The sequence below is a fragment of the Clostridium beijerinckii genome (genome assembly GCA_003129525.1).
Lineage (GTDB): Bacteria > Bacillota > Clostridia > Clostridiales > Clostridiaceae > Clostridium > Clostridium beijerinckii_D.
The window spans coordinates 3769454-3790201 of the sequence record CP029329.1 but is presented as its reverse complement, the minus strand read 5'-3'; the positions used below and the strand labels follow the sequence as shown (position 1 = coordinate 3790201).

The window sequence follows — 20748 nt, the reverse complement described above, 5'->3', positions numbered from 1 at the left end:
CAAGATTCAAACAATAGAGTTTAGAGATATATAATAGAAATTTCAAATAAAATTTATATTTACCATAAAATAATAATACGTGGAATGATGAAAGAGCAGCTAAATGAGTACATTTATTTACTTGCCATTAATACGATTGATAGATAGTTTACAAAATAAGGTGTAATATATATATAGTAGAACTAATAGAATATTTTATGGCAAATATTAAAAAATATTAAAAAAGCTCTTTACAATTAATAATAATTATTATATAATAACAAATGTAGTAAGAAACAAATTAATAAATTAAATAAAAAGAAATAATTAATAAAGTAAACAAATTAAATTAAAATTTTAGGAGGAATAAATTATGAAAAAATTCGTTTGTACAGTGTGTGGTTATATTTATGAAGGAGAAACAGCTCCAGAAAAATGTCCAGTGTGTGGAGTAGGATCGGACAAGTTTATTGAACAAAGTGGAGACTTGAATTTTGCTGATGAACATGTAATTGGAGTAGCTAAAGGTGTTGATCCAGAAATAATTGAAGGATTAAGAGCAAACTTTACTGGAGAATGTACAGAAGTTGGGATGTATTTAGCAATGTCTAGACAAGCTGATAGAGAAGGTTACCCAGAAGTTGCAGAAGCTTATAAGAGAATAGCATTTGAAGAAGCAGAACATGCTTCAAAATTTGCTGAATTATTAGGAGAAGTAGTAGCAGCAGATACAAAAGCAAACTTACAAGTTAGAGTTGATGCAGAACATGGTGCATGTCAAGGTAAGAAAGATTTAGCAACACTTGCTAAGAAATTAAACTTAGATGCTATACATGATACAGTACATGAAATGTGTAAAGATGAAGCTAGACACGGAAAAGCTTTTAAAGGATTATTAGACAGATATTTTGCATAAGATGCTTTAATGAATATGAAAAGAGCAGATACCAAGAATTTGAAGGGTATCTGCTATTTTTTTAGGTTGAGGTCTATGTTATAAGCTTTTTTTATGGAGAAGAATATATTCCTGTATTTAGAGAAGGAAAAGAAATTGTTTTAATTATGAACATTCAAAAAACAACAAAAAAGAGAACACATACATTAAAAAGGTGTATGTGTTCTCATAATCTTAATTATTACTGAAAGTTAAGTATCTTGAGATGTATTAAATCGTGATTTATAAAATAGTTTGATTTTCTAAATTTTTTCTTCTGTTATCTAAAGGATTTAAATTTATATGATGTACCTTCATTGTTTCGTCAGGCTCCATGATTAACTCATCTAAACGGATTCTACCTTCTGGTGTATTGGCTACAACCATAATTTCAGAACCCTTTTTATAAACAACCCAATTATATTCATCTTTTATTACGTTATCTACATCTTCTATAGAAATCAAAGCGGTTTCTTTAGAGTTACCAAATTTATCTCTTAAAAGTATTCCCATAGTTTCATGGTCGATTTTTGTACAATCATTTCTTAAGTTTCTATTATATAATTCTAAGTTTTCTTTTCTGTTATCTAAAGTATTTCCATTTAAATGCTTTATTGGAGCTTTAGCATTAACATCTAAAATTACTGATTGAATAGTTTGTTTAGTAGATGTTGTTTTTCCGTCAACTTTATTTGTGATTAAAGTTTGAACTAGATAACTATTAAAATCTTTATGCCATTCAGCAAACCAAATTCCTGCCTTTTGAACTCTTTCTGCATCAAATGTATCTATTTTGCAAATAAGCTCAGTCCCATCCTTTTTTAAAACAGTGATTTCAGTAAGATTATCTTTTGTTGTATATTTATTTTCTTGAGTTTTATAATTTGTATTTATGGTTAAGCACCTCTTTCATGATTTTGATGTTTCAATTAATATATAAAACTTATAATAGTTCTTATTTGAAAAATAACATAAAATAATGCAATTTACAAGATACTATTGTTATTATGACTTATACACTGTTGATTTAAACATTCCTTTTATTATTATACCAAATTTAAGCGATAAAAGATATAGAATAATATGGTTAAAAATAGTAATATAAGTAGAGAAGGAGCATTTTTTTGTACAAGTTAGTGAAATATAAAGATAATTAAATCTAAATAATAAAAATGATACACAGTAATTAGATTTTTAAATTACTAGACACAATGGAATAAACTAAGTAGAATAGAAATTAATATAAAAGAAAGTGTAACACAAATGGGGTTAAAAATACTATGATGATTACAAAAAATTTAAAGAATATTGCAAAAGATAAAAAATTTATACGAAAAACTATAGCGATTACTATTCCGATAGCACTACAAGCTTTATTAAATACTAGCTTGAATCTTGTAGACACTGTAATGATTGGAAGTCTTGGACAAAGTTCTATTGCAGCAGTTGGACTTGCAAATAAAGTTTTCTTCGTTTTTACGCTATTATTATTTGGGATTGTAAGTGGTTCATCTATATTAACAGCTCAATATTGGGGAAAAAATGATATAAAAAGTATAAGAAAAGTTTTAGGTATATCCCTAATTATTGGATTAATAGGATCAATTATTTTCGTAATTCCAAGTTTAATATGTCCTGAAATAGTCATGAGTATTTTCACACCGAGTGAAAATACAATAAAAATAGGAGCATCATACTTGGCTATTGCTGCAATTAGTTATCCACTAACAGCAATTACCAATGTTTACATAGGTCTTCTAAGAGGTGTCAATCAGGTAAAAGCGCCTGTTTTAATAACATTAATTTGTATTTTTATAAAAATAGGATTAAATTATATCTTAATATTTGGTCATTTAGGAATGCCAGCTCTTGGTGTTCAAGGTGAAGCCATTGCAATTTTAATTGTTAGAGCAGTTGAATGTACATGCATTTTATCGTTAGTGTATTTTGAAAAAGGTCCAGCAGCGGCAAAAATTAAGGAACTTTTATCTTTTAATAAACAATTTATAAAACTATATTTCTTAACTGTAACCCCAGTTATTATTAATGAATTTATGTGGGGGTTAGGTGTCACAATGTATTCATTAGTATATGGAAGAATGGGTGAGGGACCTGTTGCTGCGATTACAATAACTCAAACGGTTGAACAAATAATTACTGTAGTATTCCAAGGGATTAGTGCTGCAACAGCAGTTATTTTAGGAAATGAACTTGGAGCAAGTAAATTAAAAGATGCTGAAATTCACGCAAAATATTTTATTATTTTACAGTTTATTTTTGCTTTAATTATGTCTATAATATGTTTTGTTATTAAAAATCCATTAATTATGTTATTCAACGTAACAGATATTGTAGGTGCAGATATACGGAAATGTCTACTTGTTTTTTCACTTTACTTACCGTTTAAAGCATTTAATTGGGTTAATATTGTGGGTATTCTTAGAAGTGGAGGAGATACTAAAGCAGCATTGATGCTAGATATTACAGGAGTATGGTGTGTTGGAATACCGTTTGCTTATTTAGGTGGAATGATGCTAGGGTTTCCTATATATTATGTATATGCAATGGTGGGATTTGAAGAGGTATATAAGTTTATATTAGGATTTAGGCGTTATAAAAAGAAAATATGGCTTAGAAATTTAGTCTAAATAAAAAATATTGTTAAATAAAGTATATACATTGAGGAAACTTTTTGTGTAATAGGAATCTATAAAAAGATTCCTATTTTTTTAGCTAAATGAATCATTCCCTTTTTTGGTACTATTATTATTAATATTTTCTCTATTATCTATAGATTCATGAGTATCAACACTATTAGTCAATTCAATATATTCAATATTTTTATTCTGTTTAACATTTTTAGTTTTTTTATTTCTATTCATAAGTAATCTCCTTTCTATTTAAAATAGTTATTTTTTATTAGTAATTATATTGTTTGTAGATTTGGGGAGGATATGTATGGGATTTTTTTTCATATATGTAAATTTAGTTTTTATTCAGTAAATTTATAAATACAATGAATTGTTTTTTTTAGTTTATTTTTGGAAGACCAGTTATTATTGATTATGGTTTTACAAGAAAAGTCAAGGAAAGATAGTATTAATCTTTTTAGAGATAAGCAGGATATTATACCCTACTAAATTATTGGTGAATGTCACCTATAGAATTTTTAGAGTTTTTATTTCAATCCATATAACAATAAATGTTATAATTGATGAAACAAAATCTGAAGCTGGTCCTGCTATCCATACACCATTCAAATTAAAAAAGTGCGGAAGTATAAGTGTAAGTGGTATAAGCAATATAACCTGTCTTAATAAACTTAAAAGCATAGATTTTTTTGCTTTTCCTACAGATTGAAAGTAATTAACACAAGATGTCTGAGCTCCAACAAACATAAACATGAAAAGGAAAATTGAAAGCCCATTTGAGCCTATCTCTATAAGCTTAGTGTCCGTTGCATTAAAAATTTTAATTATTTGAAGTGGGAATAACTGAACTACTATAAATCCAACTGAAGCTATACATGTATTAACAATAATTGAATATTTTAATGCTTTTTTAACTCTACTAATGTTTTTCGCACCATAATTATATCCGATTATTGGTTGTGCTCCTTGATTTACTCCTAGCATTGGCATTACTATTAAAATGGCAATACTCATTATAAGTGAATAAGCTGCTATAGCAAGGTCTCCTCCATATTTTTCTAGGCTTTTATTAATAATAATTGTAACAAAGCTAGCTGCAACCTGCATAGCAAAAGGGGATATACCTATGGCCACTATTTCTCTAACAACATTTTTTTCTAATTTGATATTGATTTTTTTTAATTTTAAAAGACTTTTGCCTTTTGTAAAATACATAAATATCCATACTGAGCAAACAGCCTGTGAAATAATAGTTGCAAATGCTGATCCTCTTACACCTAGGTTAAATCCAAATATCAATATAGGATTCATAATCAAGTTAAGTATAGCACCTATAAGCATAGTTATCATAGCAGTCTTTGGATCACCTTCTGAACGGATAATAGGATTTAAACCAAATCCCACATTTTGAAGTACAGTACCTACAAGAACTATGCTAGCAAATTGCTTTGCATAAGGCATAGTTTCCGCACTTGCACCAAATAAATTCAGGATAGGATCTAAAAATGCAAGTCCTAAAATAGTTACAATTATTGAAAGTATAATTGTAAGCATAAAAGCGTTACCTATAATTTTTTCGGCTTCTTTTTCATTCTTTTGTCCTAATTTTATGGAAACTACTGCCGCGGCTCCAGTACCAACAAGCATTCCAACACCCATAATTATGTTGGTGATAGGGAATGTTATTGCCACACCTGAAAGTGCCAGCGATCCAACACCCCTCCCTACAAATATTCTATCTACAATACTGTATAAAGCATTAACAAGCATACCTATAACAGCTGGTATAGAAAACTTTAACAGAAGTTTTCTTACACTTTCTGTTTCTAATTCATTCGATTGATTCATATTTTATTACCTCTTTCTCATTTCTCATATTCAAAAATTACTAATACCGCAACCTTAGACTATGTGGTTATTAATATGATTACATAGTCTAAGTATATAAATATAATTTACTACTCTAAAATCTTTATTCATATTTTTCTAAAGCATAAAGATTAGTTTTCATAATGTTTAGCCTCGTAAATGTTCCGCATATAAGAATAATACAGCTTTAAATTTATTGCAACTTTACTATAAGACGTGTTATATCAACGCTTTAAAGAGGTGAATATGTTTACAATTACCTATTTGTGTATAAAAAAATATTAAATTTATAATTAAAGTTTGATTAAGTTTATTCTCTTTGGTCACTTTCAAATCTTTTATATTCACCTAAAACCCATACAACCATAATGATAACTGATTGTTTATTAAATTTTCTTAACGTAAATCTAATATAACTTAACATGCCTTTAATTAGACATTAACTAAAAAGGTATATTATAGAACATGTAATCAGAAAGAGATAACAACAACATAGTATATAATTTATTAGTGGAGGTAAATATTAATGAAAAAAAGAACATTAAAATTAATAGTAAGTGCTTTAGTCGTAGCAATGGTAGGAAGCGTAATGGTAGGATGCGGAAGTACATCAACAAATGATAGTAAATCAGGAACAAGTGATAGTAAATCAGCACCAACTGAATTAAGCGGATCAATAACAGTTAGTGGATCATCGGCATTGCTACCATTAATGGAAAAAACAGTTGAAAAATTTAATGAAAAAAATCCTAATGCAGAGATTGGAGCTCAAGCTGGTGGATCTGGTACAGGTCTTACTCAAGTATTAGATGGAACAGTGGATATTGGAAATTCAGATGTATTTGCAGAAGAAAAATTAGATGCGGCAAAGGCAAAAGAATTAGTTGATCATAAAGTTGTAGCACAAGGATTTGGTATTGTAGTAAGTAAATCACTCGGAATAGATAATTTGACTTCAGCTCAAATTAAAGACATATTTTCTGGAAAAGTTACTAACTGGAAAGATGTTGGAGGAAAAGATAAAGAAATTTTACTAATCCATAGAACAGCAGGTTCAGGTACAAGAGCAACTTTTGAAAAGACAGTACTTGGTGGAGATAAGTCTTTAGAAAATGATTCTTTAGGAGTAACTCAAGATTCAAATGGTGCAGTACTAAGTGCCATGAAGGAAAATGATGGTGCAATTAGTTACTTAGGTCTTGCATATATGAATTCAAAGGAAGCTCAAGATGTTTTAAACGTAGTAAAACTTGATGGAGTAGCTTCTGATAAAGCAAATATAACTGATGGATCTTATAAATTCTGGTCATGGGGTCATATGTACACTAAAGGAGAAGCAACAGGAATAGCTAAGAGCTTTATAGAATTTGTAACAAGTAGTGATAATAAAGATAGTGTAGAAACTTTAGGATTTATTTCAGGCACTGAAATGAAAGTAAAATAAATCTATTATTTTGAAATTTGATTTCAATAAACTTATAAATATATTCTTCTCAAATTATATCTTAATGATTAGACCACAAAAAGCTGACAAATATCATCCAATTAGAATTTAATGATATAATAGCATTATAAAATTAAACGTATGAGGAGAATTACTATGTTTTGCAAAAATGACCTTCAACAAACTTCATTATTTGAACCAATCAACCAAATGCCAAAATACCTTCAAGATATTTTAAATAAAAGTTGGGCTAAGGCATTTAAGGATCATATTTTTCCGCGAATAAATGAGGAGCGTTTTTCGGTTTTATATAGCAATAAAGCCTCAAGGCCTAATTCACCTATTAATGTTATTCTTGGCTTACTAATTATAAAAGAAATATTTCAGCAGACTGATGAAGAGCTTATCGGCTCTATTCATTTCGATGTAAGATATCAATATGCTTTAAATACAACTAATTATGAAACACAACCAGTATCTATAAATACTCTAACAAATTTTAGAAACAGACTTGTTGAATATGAAGCGTCAACTAATGAAGACTTAATAAAAGCTGAAGTTGAAGCTTTATCCGAAAGCATTGCTAAGTATTTATCTGTTGATAATAAAAAAGTTAGAGTGGATTCGTTAATGGTTAGTTCATCATGCAAAAAATTAAGTAGAATTGAGCTAGTATATTCTATAAATAGCAGACTTATTAAAGCTCTAAATATAATAAATCCACCTATTATAAGTGATGAACTAAAACCGTACCTTGAAAAGGGGCATAAAAATGACACTATATATAGAACTCAAGATTTAAAGGCTGATTCAAAACTTTCAATTTTAATCGAACATTCTAAAATTCTATACAATATCGCTCTGAAAGCTGGAGATATAGTTACTTCAACAGAAGAGTTTCAACTTTTAAATAGAGTTATTCAGGACCAAACTACAGAAGATGCTGCAAAAAATTTAGTTATTAAAGATTCAAAAGATATAACTTCAACTAGTTTACAAAATCCAACTGACAAAGATGCAACCTACAGAAAAAAATATGGTGGTAACGTTGGTTATGTTGTTAATATACAAGAATCATTTAATGATAAAAACAGTGTTATAACAGGCTATGACCTTAAGCAAAATATTCACAGCGATTCAAAATTTGCTGATGATGTTATTGCTAATTTAGCTTCACAAAATAAAAATTCAAACTGTAAACTACTAGTTGATGGTGCTTACTATGAACAAGAAAAAGCCAAAAATGCTTTAAAACAAGGAATTGAAATGATTCCAAGTCAACTAGTTGGCAGAAAAGTATCTACTGATAAACTGAGTTATTCAAAATTCATTGTAGATGACGAAAAAAATGTAATAAGTTGTTGTCCTAACGGAGTCGAACCTGTAGAGTCTTATTATAGTTCAAAATCTTATACAGCCAAATTTGACTCCAGTACATGTGAAAAATGTCCTTTAAATTCACAATGTCCAAAGAAAATATCAAAGAAATTTAATACCATAAGAGTTAGCGAAAAAGCTTATAATACAGCTACTCAAAGAGAAAAAATGCACGAGAGTGAGTATATAAAGCTTGCAAATAAAAGGGCTGGTATAGAAGGTATTCCTTCTGTTTTGAGGAGAAGATATAAAATTGATACCATGCCTATCCGGGGATTATTGCGCTCAAAATTATGGGTTGGATTTAAAATCGCAGCCTATAACTTCAAGAAACTGTTAAAACAGTTTCTTGAAAGTGGCATAGAGTGTTTTCTCAATATAATTGCATGTATAGTTGCTGTAATAATTAACTGTTTTAAATTATATTTTTTAGAATTTGAAGCAAAGCTGTCAAACTAATCACGATACTTTATAGTTTTTGTGGTTTAATCATCTTAATATATAAAAAATGGGCAATAAATATTATTAAATAAAAAATGTTTATTGCCTTTTACAATTCCATTTTTGGATAATCATCAAAAAGATTATGTAAGATGATAAAATGTGATGCAAATCACATTCTACCTAAGTATAATCATTTAAAATATAGTTATTACCATAATTAGCTTGTATAATGTTAATTATGTCATTAATATAGAGTAAGGGTGATTAATTAAATATTGAAGTAATATAAAGTGAAACTTTTCAGGTGGAGTTTTATACTCCACCTGAATTTAGTTGGACTTATAACCACAAGGGTCACAATGTTCAGGAGTGTGCAGCCGTTATCTCCTAGTTAAGCAGATAAGTGAAAGTCCAAATCTATGATTTAGTTTCTTGAACTTAGTTAACTCATTAAAAATCGATTTAGTGTGAATCGCTTACTACTCTGACGTTAGGAAGAGGAATTTCATAGCTAGCTATCGGATAAAATATAAGTTTTAAGAAAATTCCAGAAATATTTTAATGTAGAGATAAGAATTATACGAGGAGGAGAATAAATGAATATATTTAGAAATGGAAAATCAAAAGAGGTAGAAAATAATTTTATTCAAAATGGAGAAGAAACAGTGCCGAAGGTGGCTCAAAGTTATAAAGATAGTAAGGGTATTATTCAAGACATGAGCAAGCTGTTAGCTGAAACTGTAAAACAGCACCACATTGTAGATAATCAGCATGATGTTTTAGGACAGCTTTCTGACAAAGTAAAGGTACATATGAATGAAATTTCTAATTTAACAAAAAATACGAATGACTTAACTGATAGATTATATTCAGAAGGAACTAACCTTATAGATATTACAGAAGATACAGTTAAGAAATCTTATGAAGGTAAGGATGCCATTGAAGAAATGGTGGAAATAATAAAGTCTTTAGAAAAAGAGAACATGAATAATACTGAAAATATACATGAATTGGCAAGAAAATTTAGTAAAGTTAACGAAGTCGTTCAACTAATAACTAATATTGCAAGTCAAACAAATCTCTTGGCTTTAAACGCAGCAATTGAAGCGGCTAGAGCAGGAGAACAGGGGAAGGGCTTTGCAGTAGTGTCAGGGGAGATAAAAAAATTAGCAGAAATGACTAAACAAAGTACCAAGGATATTTCGAGTTTAATTGGGAGTATAGAGAATGATACGAAGATAGTTCTAAATAATTCAGATAAATCTAATGAGGTCATTGCTAGAGGAGTTAGGGCTTCTGGTAATGCTGCAGAAAAAGTAGAAGAAAGTTTATCGTCTGTAGCTAAAGTAGGTCAGGAAGTAAAGGGCGTAATGGGGTTGTTATCTGAACAAAAACATCACATTGAGAACATGAGTAATGAAATAATAGATGTTGATGATATCTTAAAAATTACGTCAAAAACTATAATAAGTCACATAGAAGAAGCAAGTGTTGTAGATAGAAAATTAGAAGAAATAAAAAATACAGTCAACACCTTATAGTGAAAGGTTAATTATGGTTACGCCAATAGATCCACTAAGAACATGTCATAATATAAGAAAATACTTTTTTCCTTTTTAGTATCTTTAATAGTATTCATAATAAAATAAAAACTACTGTGACCATTAACGCAGTAGTTTTTTCTATATTATGTTTTTATTCCTCTAAAAATATATATAAAGCAGTTTTATTTGTTTTAAATATTTATTTTTTTGAATTTTGATTTAAATCACATTTTTATAAATCAAAGTTAAGTAGAATTAAGACATAGAAAGACGGAATTCGAAAATTAGTTTTATATTAAGGAGGAAATAAAAATGGATAAGAAGAAGATAGAAAAATTAACTAAAGTATTACAAAAATTAAATAATGACGGGGTAACAGAAGATTTAAGAAAAGAAGCTTTAGATATTGTTTCAAATATAAGTCCAATTGAGCTTTCAATTGCAGAGCAAAATTTAATAGAAAAGGGAATGAATCCTCAAGATTTAAGGCATCTTTGTGATATTCACATGGAAGTTCTAAAGGGTGAACTTGATAAAATTAAAACAAAAATTGAACCAGGTCATGTACTAGATACACTTATTGTAGAGCATGATAAAATTCTTGGATTTTTGACAGAGCTCGAAGAAATTAATTCTAAAATTCAAAAACTAGTAAGCTATGATAGTAGTTTAGAGGAGTTTAAAGCATTAATAACTGTTACAGATAATATATTAGATGCAGAAAATCACCACCAAAGAGAAGAACAAGTATTATTTGCTGAGATGGAAGATAGAGAAATAACTGGTCCAACTAGAATTATGAGAATGGAACATGATGATTTAAGAGCAAAAAAGAAGTTTTTAAAAAAGACAGCAGAAGAAGTTTCTAAATTAGAATTTAATGAGTTTAAAGAGAATGTTGATAAAACAGCAAAATATATTATATTTAACTTAAGAGATCACATATTCAAAGAAAATTATATTTTATATCCGACAGCCATAGAATCTATAAAAGGAAAGGAAATATGGTCGGATATGAAGAGAAGGTGTGATGAAATTGGTTATTGTGGATTTACACCTAAAGTATAACTTTTAAAGAATAAGGCACAATAAATATAAATAAAAATAAAATGTAACATGAGTTACAGATTAAAAGTAGATTTTGTAATATACTAAACTTATAAAGTAAAGAAAACTAAATATATTAAAGTAGAGGAGAAGAGTAAATATGATAACTAAAGATTTAACAATAGGAGAAGTAATACGAATAAAGGAAGATGCACCACAAATTTTAATGAGTTTTGGAATGGGATGTGTTGGATGTCCATCTTCTCAAGCAGAAACAATTGAAGATGCGGCAAAGGTTCATGGACTAAATTTAGAAGAATTATTGGAAGCATTAAATAAATAATTTGAGTAAATGTATATGGACTTTACTTAAATTATTAAGGAGGACTATATATGTCAATTATTAATCAAGATTTACATCAATTTAGCACACACATTCCACAGATTAATCTTTCATTTCATCAATATCTGTTATTAGCGTATGAACCACTATTAGTTCATACTGGTAATGTTAATCAAGCAGAAGTTCTGCTACCTCAGTTGAAAGTAGCACTTAATAATAAAGATTTAAAGTATATTTTTATTTCTCATTTTGAAGCAGATGAATGTGGTGGTTTGCCCATAATATTAGAACAATTCCCTAAGGCTAAGGTAATTTGTTCTGAAGTAACAGCACGTCAGTTAAATGGTTTCGGAGTTAAAAGCGAAGTCATTATCAAAAAAGCTGGGGAAAAGCTAAGCACTGATGATTATGAACTAGAGTTTTTTAGTTACCCTTCAGAAATGCATCTCTGGGATGGATTATTGGCTATGGAAAATAGACGTGGAATATTCTTTAGTAGTGATTTGATGCTTCGTCATGGCGAAGAAATAGGTACTGTAAAAGAATTTAACTGGTACACAGAAGTAAATAACATTCGATCAGAACAAGTACCAGATGCTGATAGACGGGAAAAATTGCAGCAGACTTTGTTGCAATTAAATCCACGTTTTGTAGCAACTGGTCATGGACCCTGCATTAAACTACAATAGGAGAGGATGCCTCAAAAGTAATTTGAGGCATCCTTTTACTTTTTCTATAGCAAGCATCTAAGAAGAATTCTTTGATATGATTATCTAAAGAAAGTTTTTACTAAAAGAATGTAATGTTATGAAAAATAAATATATATTTTAGATATCTTTATTTATTCTAACCACATATGATGAAATGGATTTAAAGTATAATATAGTTATACAGTGTGTATAATAAAAGGAATTAAATAGAGATATATATCTATATTTTTATAAATAAAAGAGGTGTTTTCCTTGGAAGAAGAAATTGTTATTGTTGGTAGTGGTATTGCTGCTATTTCAGCTGTTAAAAAAATACATGAAATAAATCCACAAAGTAAGATTACTATATTCGGTGAGGAAAAGTTTTATCCATACTACCGAATTAAAATTTCCAAAGGCCTTTTAGGTAATTTGGAGGAAGAAAAGCTTTTAGTTCAAAAAAAGCAATGGTATACAGAGAATAACGTTAAACTTTGTTTAGATAAGAAGGTAGTTGGCCTAGATCCAAAGAAGAAAGAAATAACTCTTACGGATGGAACGCGCATCTCTTATTCTAAGTTACTCTTAGCAAATGGTGCAAGTAATTTTATACCTCCCGTTAAAGGCATAGATAAAGTTGGAGTATTTACGCTAAGAACATTAGATGGAGCATTCAAGATTTTGGATTATTTAAAAAATATCAAAACAATTGTGCTCATTGGTGGAGGAGTTCAGAATTTAGAAACTGCTAATGCACTGTCCAAAGGTGGGAAAAAAGTAATTATTGTAGAATTTGCATCTCGTTTAATGCCTCGACAACTTGATGAATTTGCATCAAATAGATTAAGGCAATCAATTGAAGCTCAAGGTGTAGAGGTTATGATTGATACTCAGGTTCAAGAAATATTAGGAAAAGGAAAGGTCGGAGGATTTATCACAGAATCTGGAGTACAAGGATCTTGTGATATGGTTATTTACTCTACAGGAATTACGCCAAATATTCAGATTGCACATGATATTGATCTAAACGTAAGTAACGGAATAGTGGTGAATGAACGAATGGAAACTAATATAAATAATATATTTGCAGCAGGAGATGTATCGGAATTTAACGGCAAAGTTTATGGCTTATGGGGTATAGCAATGCAACAAGGGAAAATTGCCGGAGCAAATATATGTAATCAAGGTTTAATTTTCGAGCTGCCGACACCAGTTACGTCATTAGATGCTTTTGGTATATCTATATTTTCAATGGGAGATATTGAAGAGTGTCCAGATACGGATTTACTTATTGAAATGCAAAACGATAGTCATAGGTACTATAAGTTATTTATTCGAAATAATCATATAGTAGGAGCTATTGTATTAGGTGATTCTAAAAAATTCATGAGTATTAAGAGTCTTATAGAGAATAAGATAGAAGTTAATTTTGTAAAGGAAGCTCATTATTCAGTAGATGAATTTATTGAAACAATTAGGAATGAAAAAAAGTAACTATTCACTTAGTTACTTTTTGCTTATAATGGAGTACATTCCAAATGCAACAATTATAGTTTCAAAAAAAGGATTAGAAACTGTGACAAGACATTATCATAAAGAATGGAATTTTAAGGTTGTATCTACAGGTGACAGAATAAATATAGGTAAAAATGACCTTGTATTTATCGAAGCAACTATGCTTCATTGGCCTGATAGTATGTTTACATACCTTAGTGGAGAAAATATATTATTTTCAAATGATGCCTTTGGACAGCACTATGCTTCCTCAAGTATTTTCAATGATGAGGTAGATGAAGCAGAAGTTTATCAGGAGGCACTTAAATATTATGCAAATATTCTTACTCCCTTTAGTAAATTTGTAACAAAGAAAATAGATGAAATTAAGAAGCTTGGAGTGCTTGTAGATATGATAGCACCAAGTCACGGTATAATATGGAGAAAAGATCCTATGATGATATAAGATGTATTAAGGTTAACGAGATTGGAAATAATAGTATGAATGCAAAATTAGAAAAATATTGAGGAGGTTTATTATGGACAGTTATGTTTGTACAGTATGTGGCTATATTTATGATCCAGCAGTAGGTGATATTGATAATGGTGTTAATCCGGGAACAAAATTTGAAGATATTACTGATGATTGGGTATGCCCTTTATGTGGAGTGCCAAAATCAGATTTTGAAAAAGTAGAATAATAAAAATTATATTACAAAAATTAGTTTTAAAAGGATATGTCATGTTTTGTAATACTTGCTCCAAATCCATCCCCAATGTATTCAAAGGAAGTAGAGTAAGTGGATTTAGAGATTGTGTTTTAATCATAACATATTAATTATTACCTGAAGAGCACCTTAATCAGAGTTATAGTCTTATACTTAATCTCATAGGTGCTTGAGGTGATATTTATATATGATTAATTAGGCACATGAAAGAAAATAACAAGTCCAAAGCTGCCAAGAATATTTTTTATCAGGCAAGAAGGCAGAGGGACTTGTTATTTTTTTGATTATGACTTAATACCTTTCAGTATTTTTAAATTGTACTAAGTAATAAATCAGAAGTATAAAGGGCTGAACGTTCAATATTATTTAAGTTGCTTTCTTTAGGTGAAAATCTAATCCTTATTGGAAATTCTAAATCAATCATACCAGTAGACTTAATTACATCAGATGTGTTTAATACTTTTAGATTAGTTTCACTTAAATAGTCTTGTATCACTTCTATAGCCTCTCCACTCCAGCCGTATGACCCAAAGGCTACGCCGAATTTAGATTCTAAATTTAAAGATTTAAGATTTTTTAGAATATCCTCCATATTCCCAATCATATCTCCATATCTAGTGGAGCTGCCAAATAAAATTACGTTTGCTTCATTAATAGCTTTCATTATATCTTCTCTAGGACTTTTATTTACATCCATAACTTCTGAAACTATATTTTGATCTTCAAATTTTTCCTTAAGAATAGTCGCAATCTTTTTTGTGCTTCCTGTCATAGTAGAGTATAGAATAAGTGCTTTTTTATCCAAATCTGTATTCTTACTCATATTAGCATAAATATCTATGAAGCTTTGAACATTATCTCTAATAATAAATCCATGAGATGGTGCTATCATTTTTATGTCTAAATCTTTGATTTTTTCAATCATGTTTTGAACATATCTTCTATGAGGGTGCATTATTAATTTGTAATAGCCAATATAGTCATCTTTGATATCTTCTTTTGCCATATCATTAAAATATTCATAGTTAGCTACATGGGTACTAAAAATATCGCAAGGAAATAAAATTTTATCTTCTTCACAATAAGTTATCATAGTTTCTTCAGTATGAAGATATGGAGTTTCTATGAATTTAAGAGTCTTGCCACCTATGTCTAGAGTATCACCATCCCCTACAACGAGAAATTCCCTATCGTGAAGTTTATACATTTCTTTAAGTTCATTTACAGCCAGTTTTGTACATACAATTACAGCATTTGTAGCTTTAGAAGCTAAACTTCTAAGTGAACCAGAATGATCAGGTTCAGTATGATTAATTACAATATATTTAATTTTATCAAGTTCAATTATATTTTTTAAATTATCTACAAATTCTTTTCCAAAACTCATATCAACAGTATCAATTACTGTAGGTTTTTCAGTCATTAATAAATAACTATTATAAGTAGTTCCTTGAGTTAAAGTCAATCTATGAAAAGGTACATCTCTGTCATCAACTTTACCAATCCAAAATATATTTTTACTTAGCATAATATTTTTTTCCATAATCTGTTCCTCCAATATTTCAATTTATTTTTGTATTCTGCTTTTTGTTTTTCTATGACTTTATTCTATAGCCATTTAATTTATAAAAATATGATTTAAATCAAATGTTATAAATTTAAAAATTTGATTGAAATCATATTGTATTTATTTTCACAAAGATATAATAAGCTCATGAATTAAATAAGACAAATTCAAAAACAAACTTAGAATAAAAAACTAAAGAAAAGAGAGGGATTTTAATGATAGATACCAAGGTAACTTCAAATAACAAATGGAGGGGATTTAAAGACTTTCTGGTATTTAAAATAGTTAAAGAAGATGATGTAGTTACATCATTATATTTAAAATCATTAGATGGAAGTAAACTTCCTGAATTCATAGCAGGACAATTTATAACTGTCAGAATTAAAAATGAAGATAATACTTTCACTAAGCCTAAACAATATACGTTGTCCATGAATTCTAATGAAGAATTTTATAGAATAAGTGTAAAAAGAGAAGAACATGGTTACTTAAGTAAAAAACTATGTGATGAAATAAAGGCAGGAGATAATCTTCAAATAACTGCACCCCTTGGAAATTTCATATTAAAGGATAGTGAAAAGCCACTAGTTTTAATAGGAGGAGGAATTGGAATAACACCAATGCTTACAATGGCTTATGATGCAGTAAATAGTAGCAGAAAAATACATTTTATTTACAGTATACCTAATTCAACACATCATAGTTTTAAAGAAGAAACAGCAAAATTACATAATAATAATAAATTCAAAAGTACAGTATTCTATACACGTCCTACAAAAACTGAGGAATCAGAAAAATATTTTAATATAAAAGGTAGAATATCAAAGGAATGGATGATAGAGAACTTACCTAAGGATGGAGAATTTTATTTTTGCGGGCCAATACCATTTATGAAAACTATCTATCATAATTTAATATCAATGGGAATTGAAAAGGAATATATAAACTTTGAAATGTTTGAAACAGGAGTAGATATAACAAAAGAGTAAATTCGGAAACTTGGTCAAGCAACTATAAGTATAAATAACTAAGGAGGAAATATATTATGTTTGATAATATAATGGATGAAAATAATACTTTTAAAAATTTAGTAAATGGAGAATGGGTTAACAGTACATGTGGAAACTTTGTAGAGATAAAATCACCATTAGATAATTCATTATTAGGCAGAGTTCCAGCTATGGAAAGGGAAGAGGTAGATATTGCAGTGCAAACTGCTAAAGAAGCTCAAAGGAAGTGGAAAAATACAACAATAAGTGAAAGAGCAGAAATATTATATAAGGCAGCAGATATTTTACTAAAAAATATAGATGAATTATCAGAGCTTATGATGATGGAAATTGCTAAAGATAGAAAAAGCTGTAGATCAGAGGTTTCTAGAAGTGCAGATTTTATAAAGTTTACAGCTGATACAGCGAAGAATTTATCTGGTGAAAGTATTCCAGGGGACAGTTTCCCTGGTTTTAAGAATAATAAATTATCAGTTGTAAAAAGGGAACCTCTAGGAGTTGTACTTGCCATATCTCCTTTTAATTACCCAATAAATTTATCAGTTTCTAAAATAGCACCAGGATTAATGGCAGGAAACTCAGTTATCTTAAAATCTGCAACTCAAGGAAGTCTATGTGGATTGTACTTAGCGAGAGTATTTGAAAAAGCAGGAGTTCCAGCTGGAGTATTAAATACAGTTACAGGTAAAGGCAGTGAAATTGGAGATTATATTACTACTCATAAAGGAATAAATTTCATCAATTTTACAGGCAGTACGGAAATAGGGGCTAGAATTTCTAAGATGACTAGTATGGTACCTCTTTTAATGGAGCTAGGCGGCAAGGATGCTGCTATAGTTTTAGAAGATGCTAATTTAGAACTAGCTGCAAGCAACATTGTTGCAGGTGGATATTCATATTCAGGCCAAAGATGTACAGCTGTAAAACGAATCTTAGTAGTAAATAAAGTGGCAGATAAATTACTAGAAAAAATCAAAGAAAAGATAGAAAAGCTTACTATAGGAAATCCTATAGTAAAAGATGTGGATATTGTACCACTAATTAGTTCTAAAGCTGCAGATTTCGTTATTGAATTAATAGAAGATGCAAAAAACAAAGGTGCTGACTTAATTGTGGGTGGAAATAGAGAAGGAAATTTAATTTACCCAACTCTTTTTGATAATGTTACAACAGATATGAGACTTGCATGGGAGGAACCATTTGGGCCAGTAATTCCAATAATACGAGTAAAAGATAAAGATGAAGCAATAGAAATAGCTAATAAATCAGAATATGGACTTCAAAGTGCTGTATTTACAGAAAACATAAATAATGCTTTTTATGTGGCTGATAAGTTAGACGTAGGAACAGTTCAAGTAAATAATAAGACAGAGAGAGGTCCAGATAATTTTCCATTCCTTGGGGTAAAGGCTTCTGGTATGGGAACTCAGGGAGTAAGATATTCAATTGAATCTATGTCTAGGCCTAAGGTAACTGTAATAAATTTATCAATGCATAAGTGAAAGAAATAAAAAAATGAAAATATTTAAGAAATAGAGATTAGTATTATTTTAGATGAAGAAGGTTTAAAAGATTATATATAAAATGAAAGTTCATTATTACATTATTGAGTAATAGTGAACTTTATTTCTTACACTACTTTTTATAGTTAAGAATTAATACTTTTAAAATAAAATAATAAAAAAATAAATTTTAGATGGTGTTTGTGACTTTAATCACGTTTTATAAAAATTATTAAAGTTATAATAATGTTGAAGTTAAATAAAAGATGAATTAAAAATGTAGTGTAATAAACTTTACAATAACAAAAATTTTTAGGGGGACTATGAAAAAGTTATATGTATTGTCGTGATTGCAGATTACTAAGGAGGAAATTTAATGTCTTATGAAGCAATTTGGTCTAAAAATCAAAAAATAAATGAAGTAGAAGTTATAAAACTTGAAAAAGATGGTTTAGATGTAATTGAAACAATTATAGAGAAATATTCAAAGGACGGTTATGATTCTATAACTCCTGAGGATATGAATAGATTTAAGTGGGCTGGAGTTTATGAACAAAAGCCTAGAGATGGTCACTTTATGATAAGAGTACGTATAAACTCTGGAATAATGAGTTCAGAGCAAACAAGAACTTTAGCAATAATTGCCAAGGATTATGGTCGTGGAATTGCAAATGTTACTACAAGAGGTGCTGTACAATTTCATTGGATTAAAATAGAAAATTTGCCTCGTATATTTGAAATGCTTAAAGCTTGTGGTCTTAGTTCTTTTGAAGCTTGTGGTGACTGTCCTAGAACAATAGTAGGAAATCCACTTGCAGGAATTGATAAACATGAGCTTATGGATACAACTGGAATTATAGAAGAAGTCAATAGTTTCTTTTTATTAAACAAAGACTTTTCTAATTTACCAAGAAAATTTAAAATATCAATATCTTCTAACATACATAATGCAGCACATGCTCAAATTAATGACGTTGCTTTTACTCCAGCAGTAAAAAATATTGATGGTAAAGAAGTAATTGGTTTTCATGTGTGGGTAGGTGGAGGTCTTTCTGCCAGTCCTCATTTAGCTCAGAAGCTTAATATTTTTGTAAAACCAGAAGATGTAATTAAAGTTACTAAGGGTGTATGTACTATTTTTAGAGATTATGGATACAGAGAAAAACGTACTCGTGCTCGTTTAAAATTCTTAATAGCAGATTGGGGAACAGAGAAATTCCAAGAAAAACTATTAGAACTCATTGGGCAAATGCAAAATAGTGGGGAAGATAAATTATCTTCATGGAATGCTTCTTACTACTTTGGTGTTCATTCTCAAAAGCAGAAAGGTAAAAGTTATATGGGGATTAATTTGCCACTAGGTGAAATTACTTGTGATGAACTTTTGGAGATTGCAGATATTTCAGATAAATATGGAGATGGTAAAATTAGAACTACACTTTCTCAGAATTTAATTATTACAGGGATAAGTGATGAAGATGTAACATTTTTATTAGAAAAGGATATTTTTAAGCGTTTATCCCTAAATCCAAATTTATTTCTTGGACATACTATTTCATGCACAGGTAAAGAATATTGTAATTTAGCTATTGTTGAAACAAAAGAAAGAGCTAAAAAAGTTGTGCAATATCTTGATTCTAGAATTAAATTAGATACTCCTATTCGTATTCACTTTACAGGATGTCCTAACTCTTGTGGACAAAAGCAAATAGCTGATATTAGTCTTCAAGGAGCATTTATAAAAACTGAAAATGGTAGTGAAGAGGCGTTCACCTTGTGGCTAGGTGGTACATTAAATTCTAATGCAAGATTTGCTGAAAATATTAATTATCGGGTGAAGGCTACTGATGTTCATGAGATTCTTGAAACAATAATACTTTTCTTCAAGGCTAATAAAGAAGAAAATGAGGATTTTAATGAATTTGTTAATAGGGTGGGAATTAGTGAGATTAAGAAAAACACAATTAACATCTTATACTAAAATTCATTATTATAGGAGTTTGAAAATAGAATGATTAAAATTTTCGTGTAATTGTGAAATTAAGCTTTAACTTATACATCATGAAAGGGATATTTGATTGAGAATGCCATGAATTAAGTATCTCTTTCATTTTTTTTTTAATAGA

At 29.2% G+C, this 20748-nt stretch carries 16 protein-coding genes and 1 pseudogene; 14 read left to right on the top strand and 3 right to left on the bottom strand.

Translation table 11 applies throughout. The features are described from left to right. Window positions 1–352 precede the first annotated feature (352 nt). Window positions 353–895: a reverse rubrerythrin gene (locus DIC82_17070; GenBank protein AWK52598.1), complete on the top strand. Its 543-nt coding sequence runs from the start codon at window positions 353–355 to the stop codon at window positions 893–895. 261 nt (window positions 896–1156) lie between these two features. Here DIC82_17070 and DIC82_17065 read toward each other — a convergent pair whose 3' ends face one another. After that, window positions 1157–1807 (bottom strand): hypothetical protein, encoded by a 651-nt coding sequence (locus DIC82_17065; protein AWK52597.1) that lies wholly within the window; start codon window positions 1805–1807, stop codon window positions 1157–1159. 386 nt (window positions 1808–2193) lie between these two features. Between DIC82_17065 and DIC82_17060 the strand changes: the two genes are divergently transcribed. After that, complete coding sequence (locus DIC82_17060; protein AWK52596.1) at window positions 2194–3561, top strand: MATE family efflux transporter; 1368 nt, start codon at window positions 2194–2196, stop codon at window positions 3559–3561. Window positions 3562–4071: 510 nt separating this feature from the next. Here DIC82_17060 and DIC82_17055 read toward each other — a convergent pair. Further along, window positions 4072–5412, bottom strand: a complete 1341-nt coding sequence (locus tag DIC82_17055) for an MATE family efflux transporter (protein AWK52595.1) — start codon at window positions 5410–5412, stop codon at window positions 4072–4074. Between the two features lie 547 nt (window positions 5413–5959). On the opposite strand from DIC82_17055, the gene DIC82_17050 reads away from it, so the two are divergent. The 9 genes and pseudogenes from DIC82_17050 (at window position 5960) to DIC82_17010 (ending at window position 14516) form a co-directional block, all read left to right on the top strand. After that, a complete protein-coding gene (locus DIC82_17050) occupies window positions 5960–6877 on the top strand; it encodes a phosphate ABC transporter substrate-binding protein (protein AWK52594.1) in 918 nt (305 codons plus the stop codon). Between the two features lie 141 nt (window positions 6878–7018). After that, window positions 7019–8713 (top strand): DDE transposase, encoded by a 1695-nt coding sequence (locus DIC82_17045; GenBank protein ID AWK52593.1) that lies wholly within the window; start codon window positions 7019–7021, stop codon window positions 8711–8713. A 581-nt stretch (window positions 8714–9294) separates the two neighbouring features. Then, the gene (locus tag DIC82_17040; GenBank protein ID AWK52592.1) at window positions 9295–10239 is read left to right on the top strand and encodes a chemotaxis protein; all 945 of its coding nucleotides are present in this window, start codon (window positions 9295–9297) and stop codon (window positions 10237–10239) included. Between the two features lie 315 nt (window positions 10240–10554). Beyond that, window positions 10555–11310 carry a DUF438 domain-containing protein gene (locus tag DIC82_17035; GenBank protein AWK52591.1) on the top strand — a complete coding sequence of 252 codons (756 nt, stop codon included), beginning with the start codon at window positions 10555–10557 and terminating at the stop codon, window positions 11308–11310. A 139-nt stretch (window positions 11311–11449) separates the two neighbouring features. Further along, window positions 11450–11632 (top strand): disulfide oxidoreductase, encoded by a 183-nt coding sequence (locus tag DIC82_17030; GenBank protein AWK52590.1) that lies wholly within the window; start codon window positions 11450–11452, stop codon window positions 11630–11632. A gap of 50 nt (window positions 11633–11682) precedes the next feature. Next, on the top strand, window positions 11683–12321 hold the full coding sequence (locus DIC82_17025) for an MBL fold metallo-hydrolase (GenBank protein AWK52589.1): 639 nt from the start codon (window positions 11683–11685) through the stop codon (window positions 12319–12321). Between the two features lie 273 nt (window positions 12322–12594). Next, window positions 12595–13815 carry an NAD(P)/FAD-dependent oxidoreductase gene (locus DIC82_17020; protein ID AWK52588.1) on the top strand — a complete coding sequence of 407 codons (1221 nt, stop codon included), beginning with the start codon at window positions 12595–12597 and terminating at the stop codon, window positions 13813–13815. A 25-nt stretch (window positions 13816–13840) separates the two neighbouring features. Then, a pseudogene (locus DIC82_17015) lies at window positions 13841–14278 on the top strand (MBL fold hydrolase). Window positions 14279–14354: 76 nt separating this feature from the next. After that, the gene (locus DIC82_17010; GenBank protein ID AWK52587.1) at window positions 14355–14516 is read left to right on the top strand and encodes a rubredoxin; all 162 of its coding nucleotides are present in this window, start codon (window positions 14355–14357) and stop codon (window positions 14514–14516) included. Between the two features lie 337 nt (window positions 14517–14853). On the opposite strand, the gene DIC82_17005 is transcribed toward DIC82_17010, so the two are convergent. Then, window positions 14854–16086 carry an FprA family A-type flavoprotein gene (locus DIC82_17005; protein AWK52586.1) on the bottom strand — a complete coding sequence of 411 codons (1233 nt, stop codon included), beginning with the start codon at window positions 16084–16086 and terminating at the stop codon, window positions 14854–14856. Between the two features lie 239 nt (window positions 16087–16325). On the opposite strand from DIC82_17005, the gene DIC82_17000 reads away from it, so the two are divergent. The 3 genes from DIC82_17000 to DIC82_16990 all read left to right on the top strand — a co-directional run bounded on the left by DIC82_17000 (window position 16326) and on the right by DIC82_16990 (window position 20603). Next, on the top strand, window positions 16326–17099 hold the full coding sequence (locus tag DIC82_17000) for an oxidoreductase (protein AWK52585.1): 774 nt from the start codon (window positions 16326–16328) through the stop codon (window positions 17097–17099). A gap of 56 nt (window positions 17100–17155) precedes the next feature. After that, window positions 17156–18622, top strand: coding sequence for an NADP-dependent glyceraldehyde-3-phosphate dehydrogenase (locus DIC82_16995; GenBank protein ID AWK52584.1), 1467 nt, complete (start codon window positions 17156–17158; stop codon window positions 18620–18622). A gap of 376 nt (window positions 18623–18998) precedes the next feature. Next, window positions 18999–20603, top strand: coding sequence for a ferredoxin--nitrite reductase (locus tag DIC82_16990; GenBank protein ID AWK52583.1), 1605 nt, complete (start codon window positions 18999–19001; stop codon window positions 20601–20603). Window positions 20604–20748: the final 145 nt, after the last annotated feature.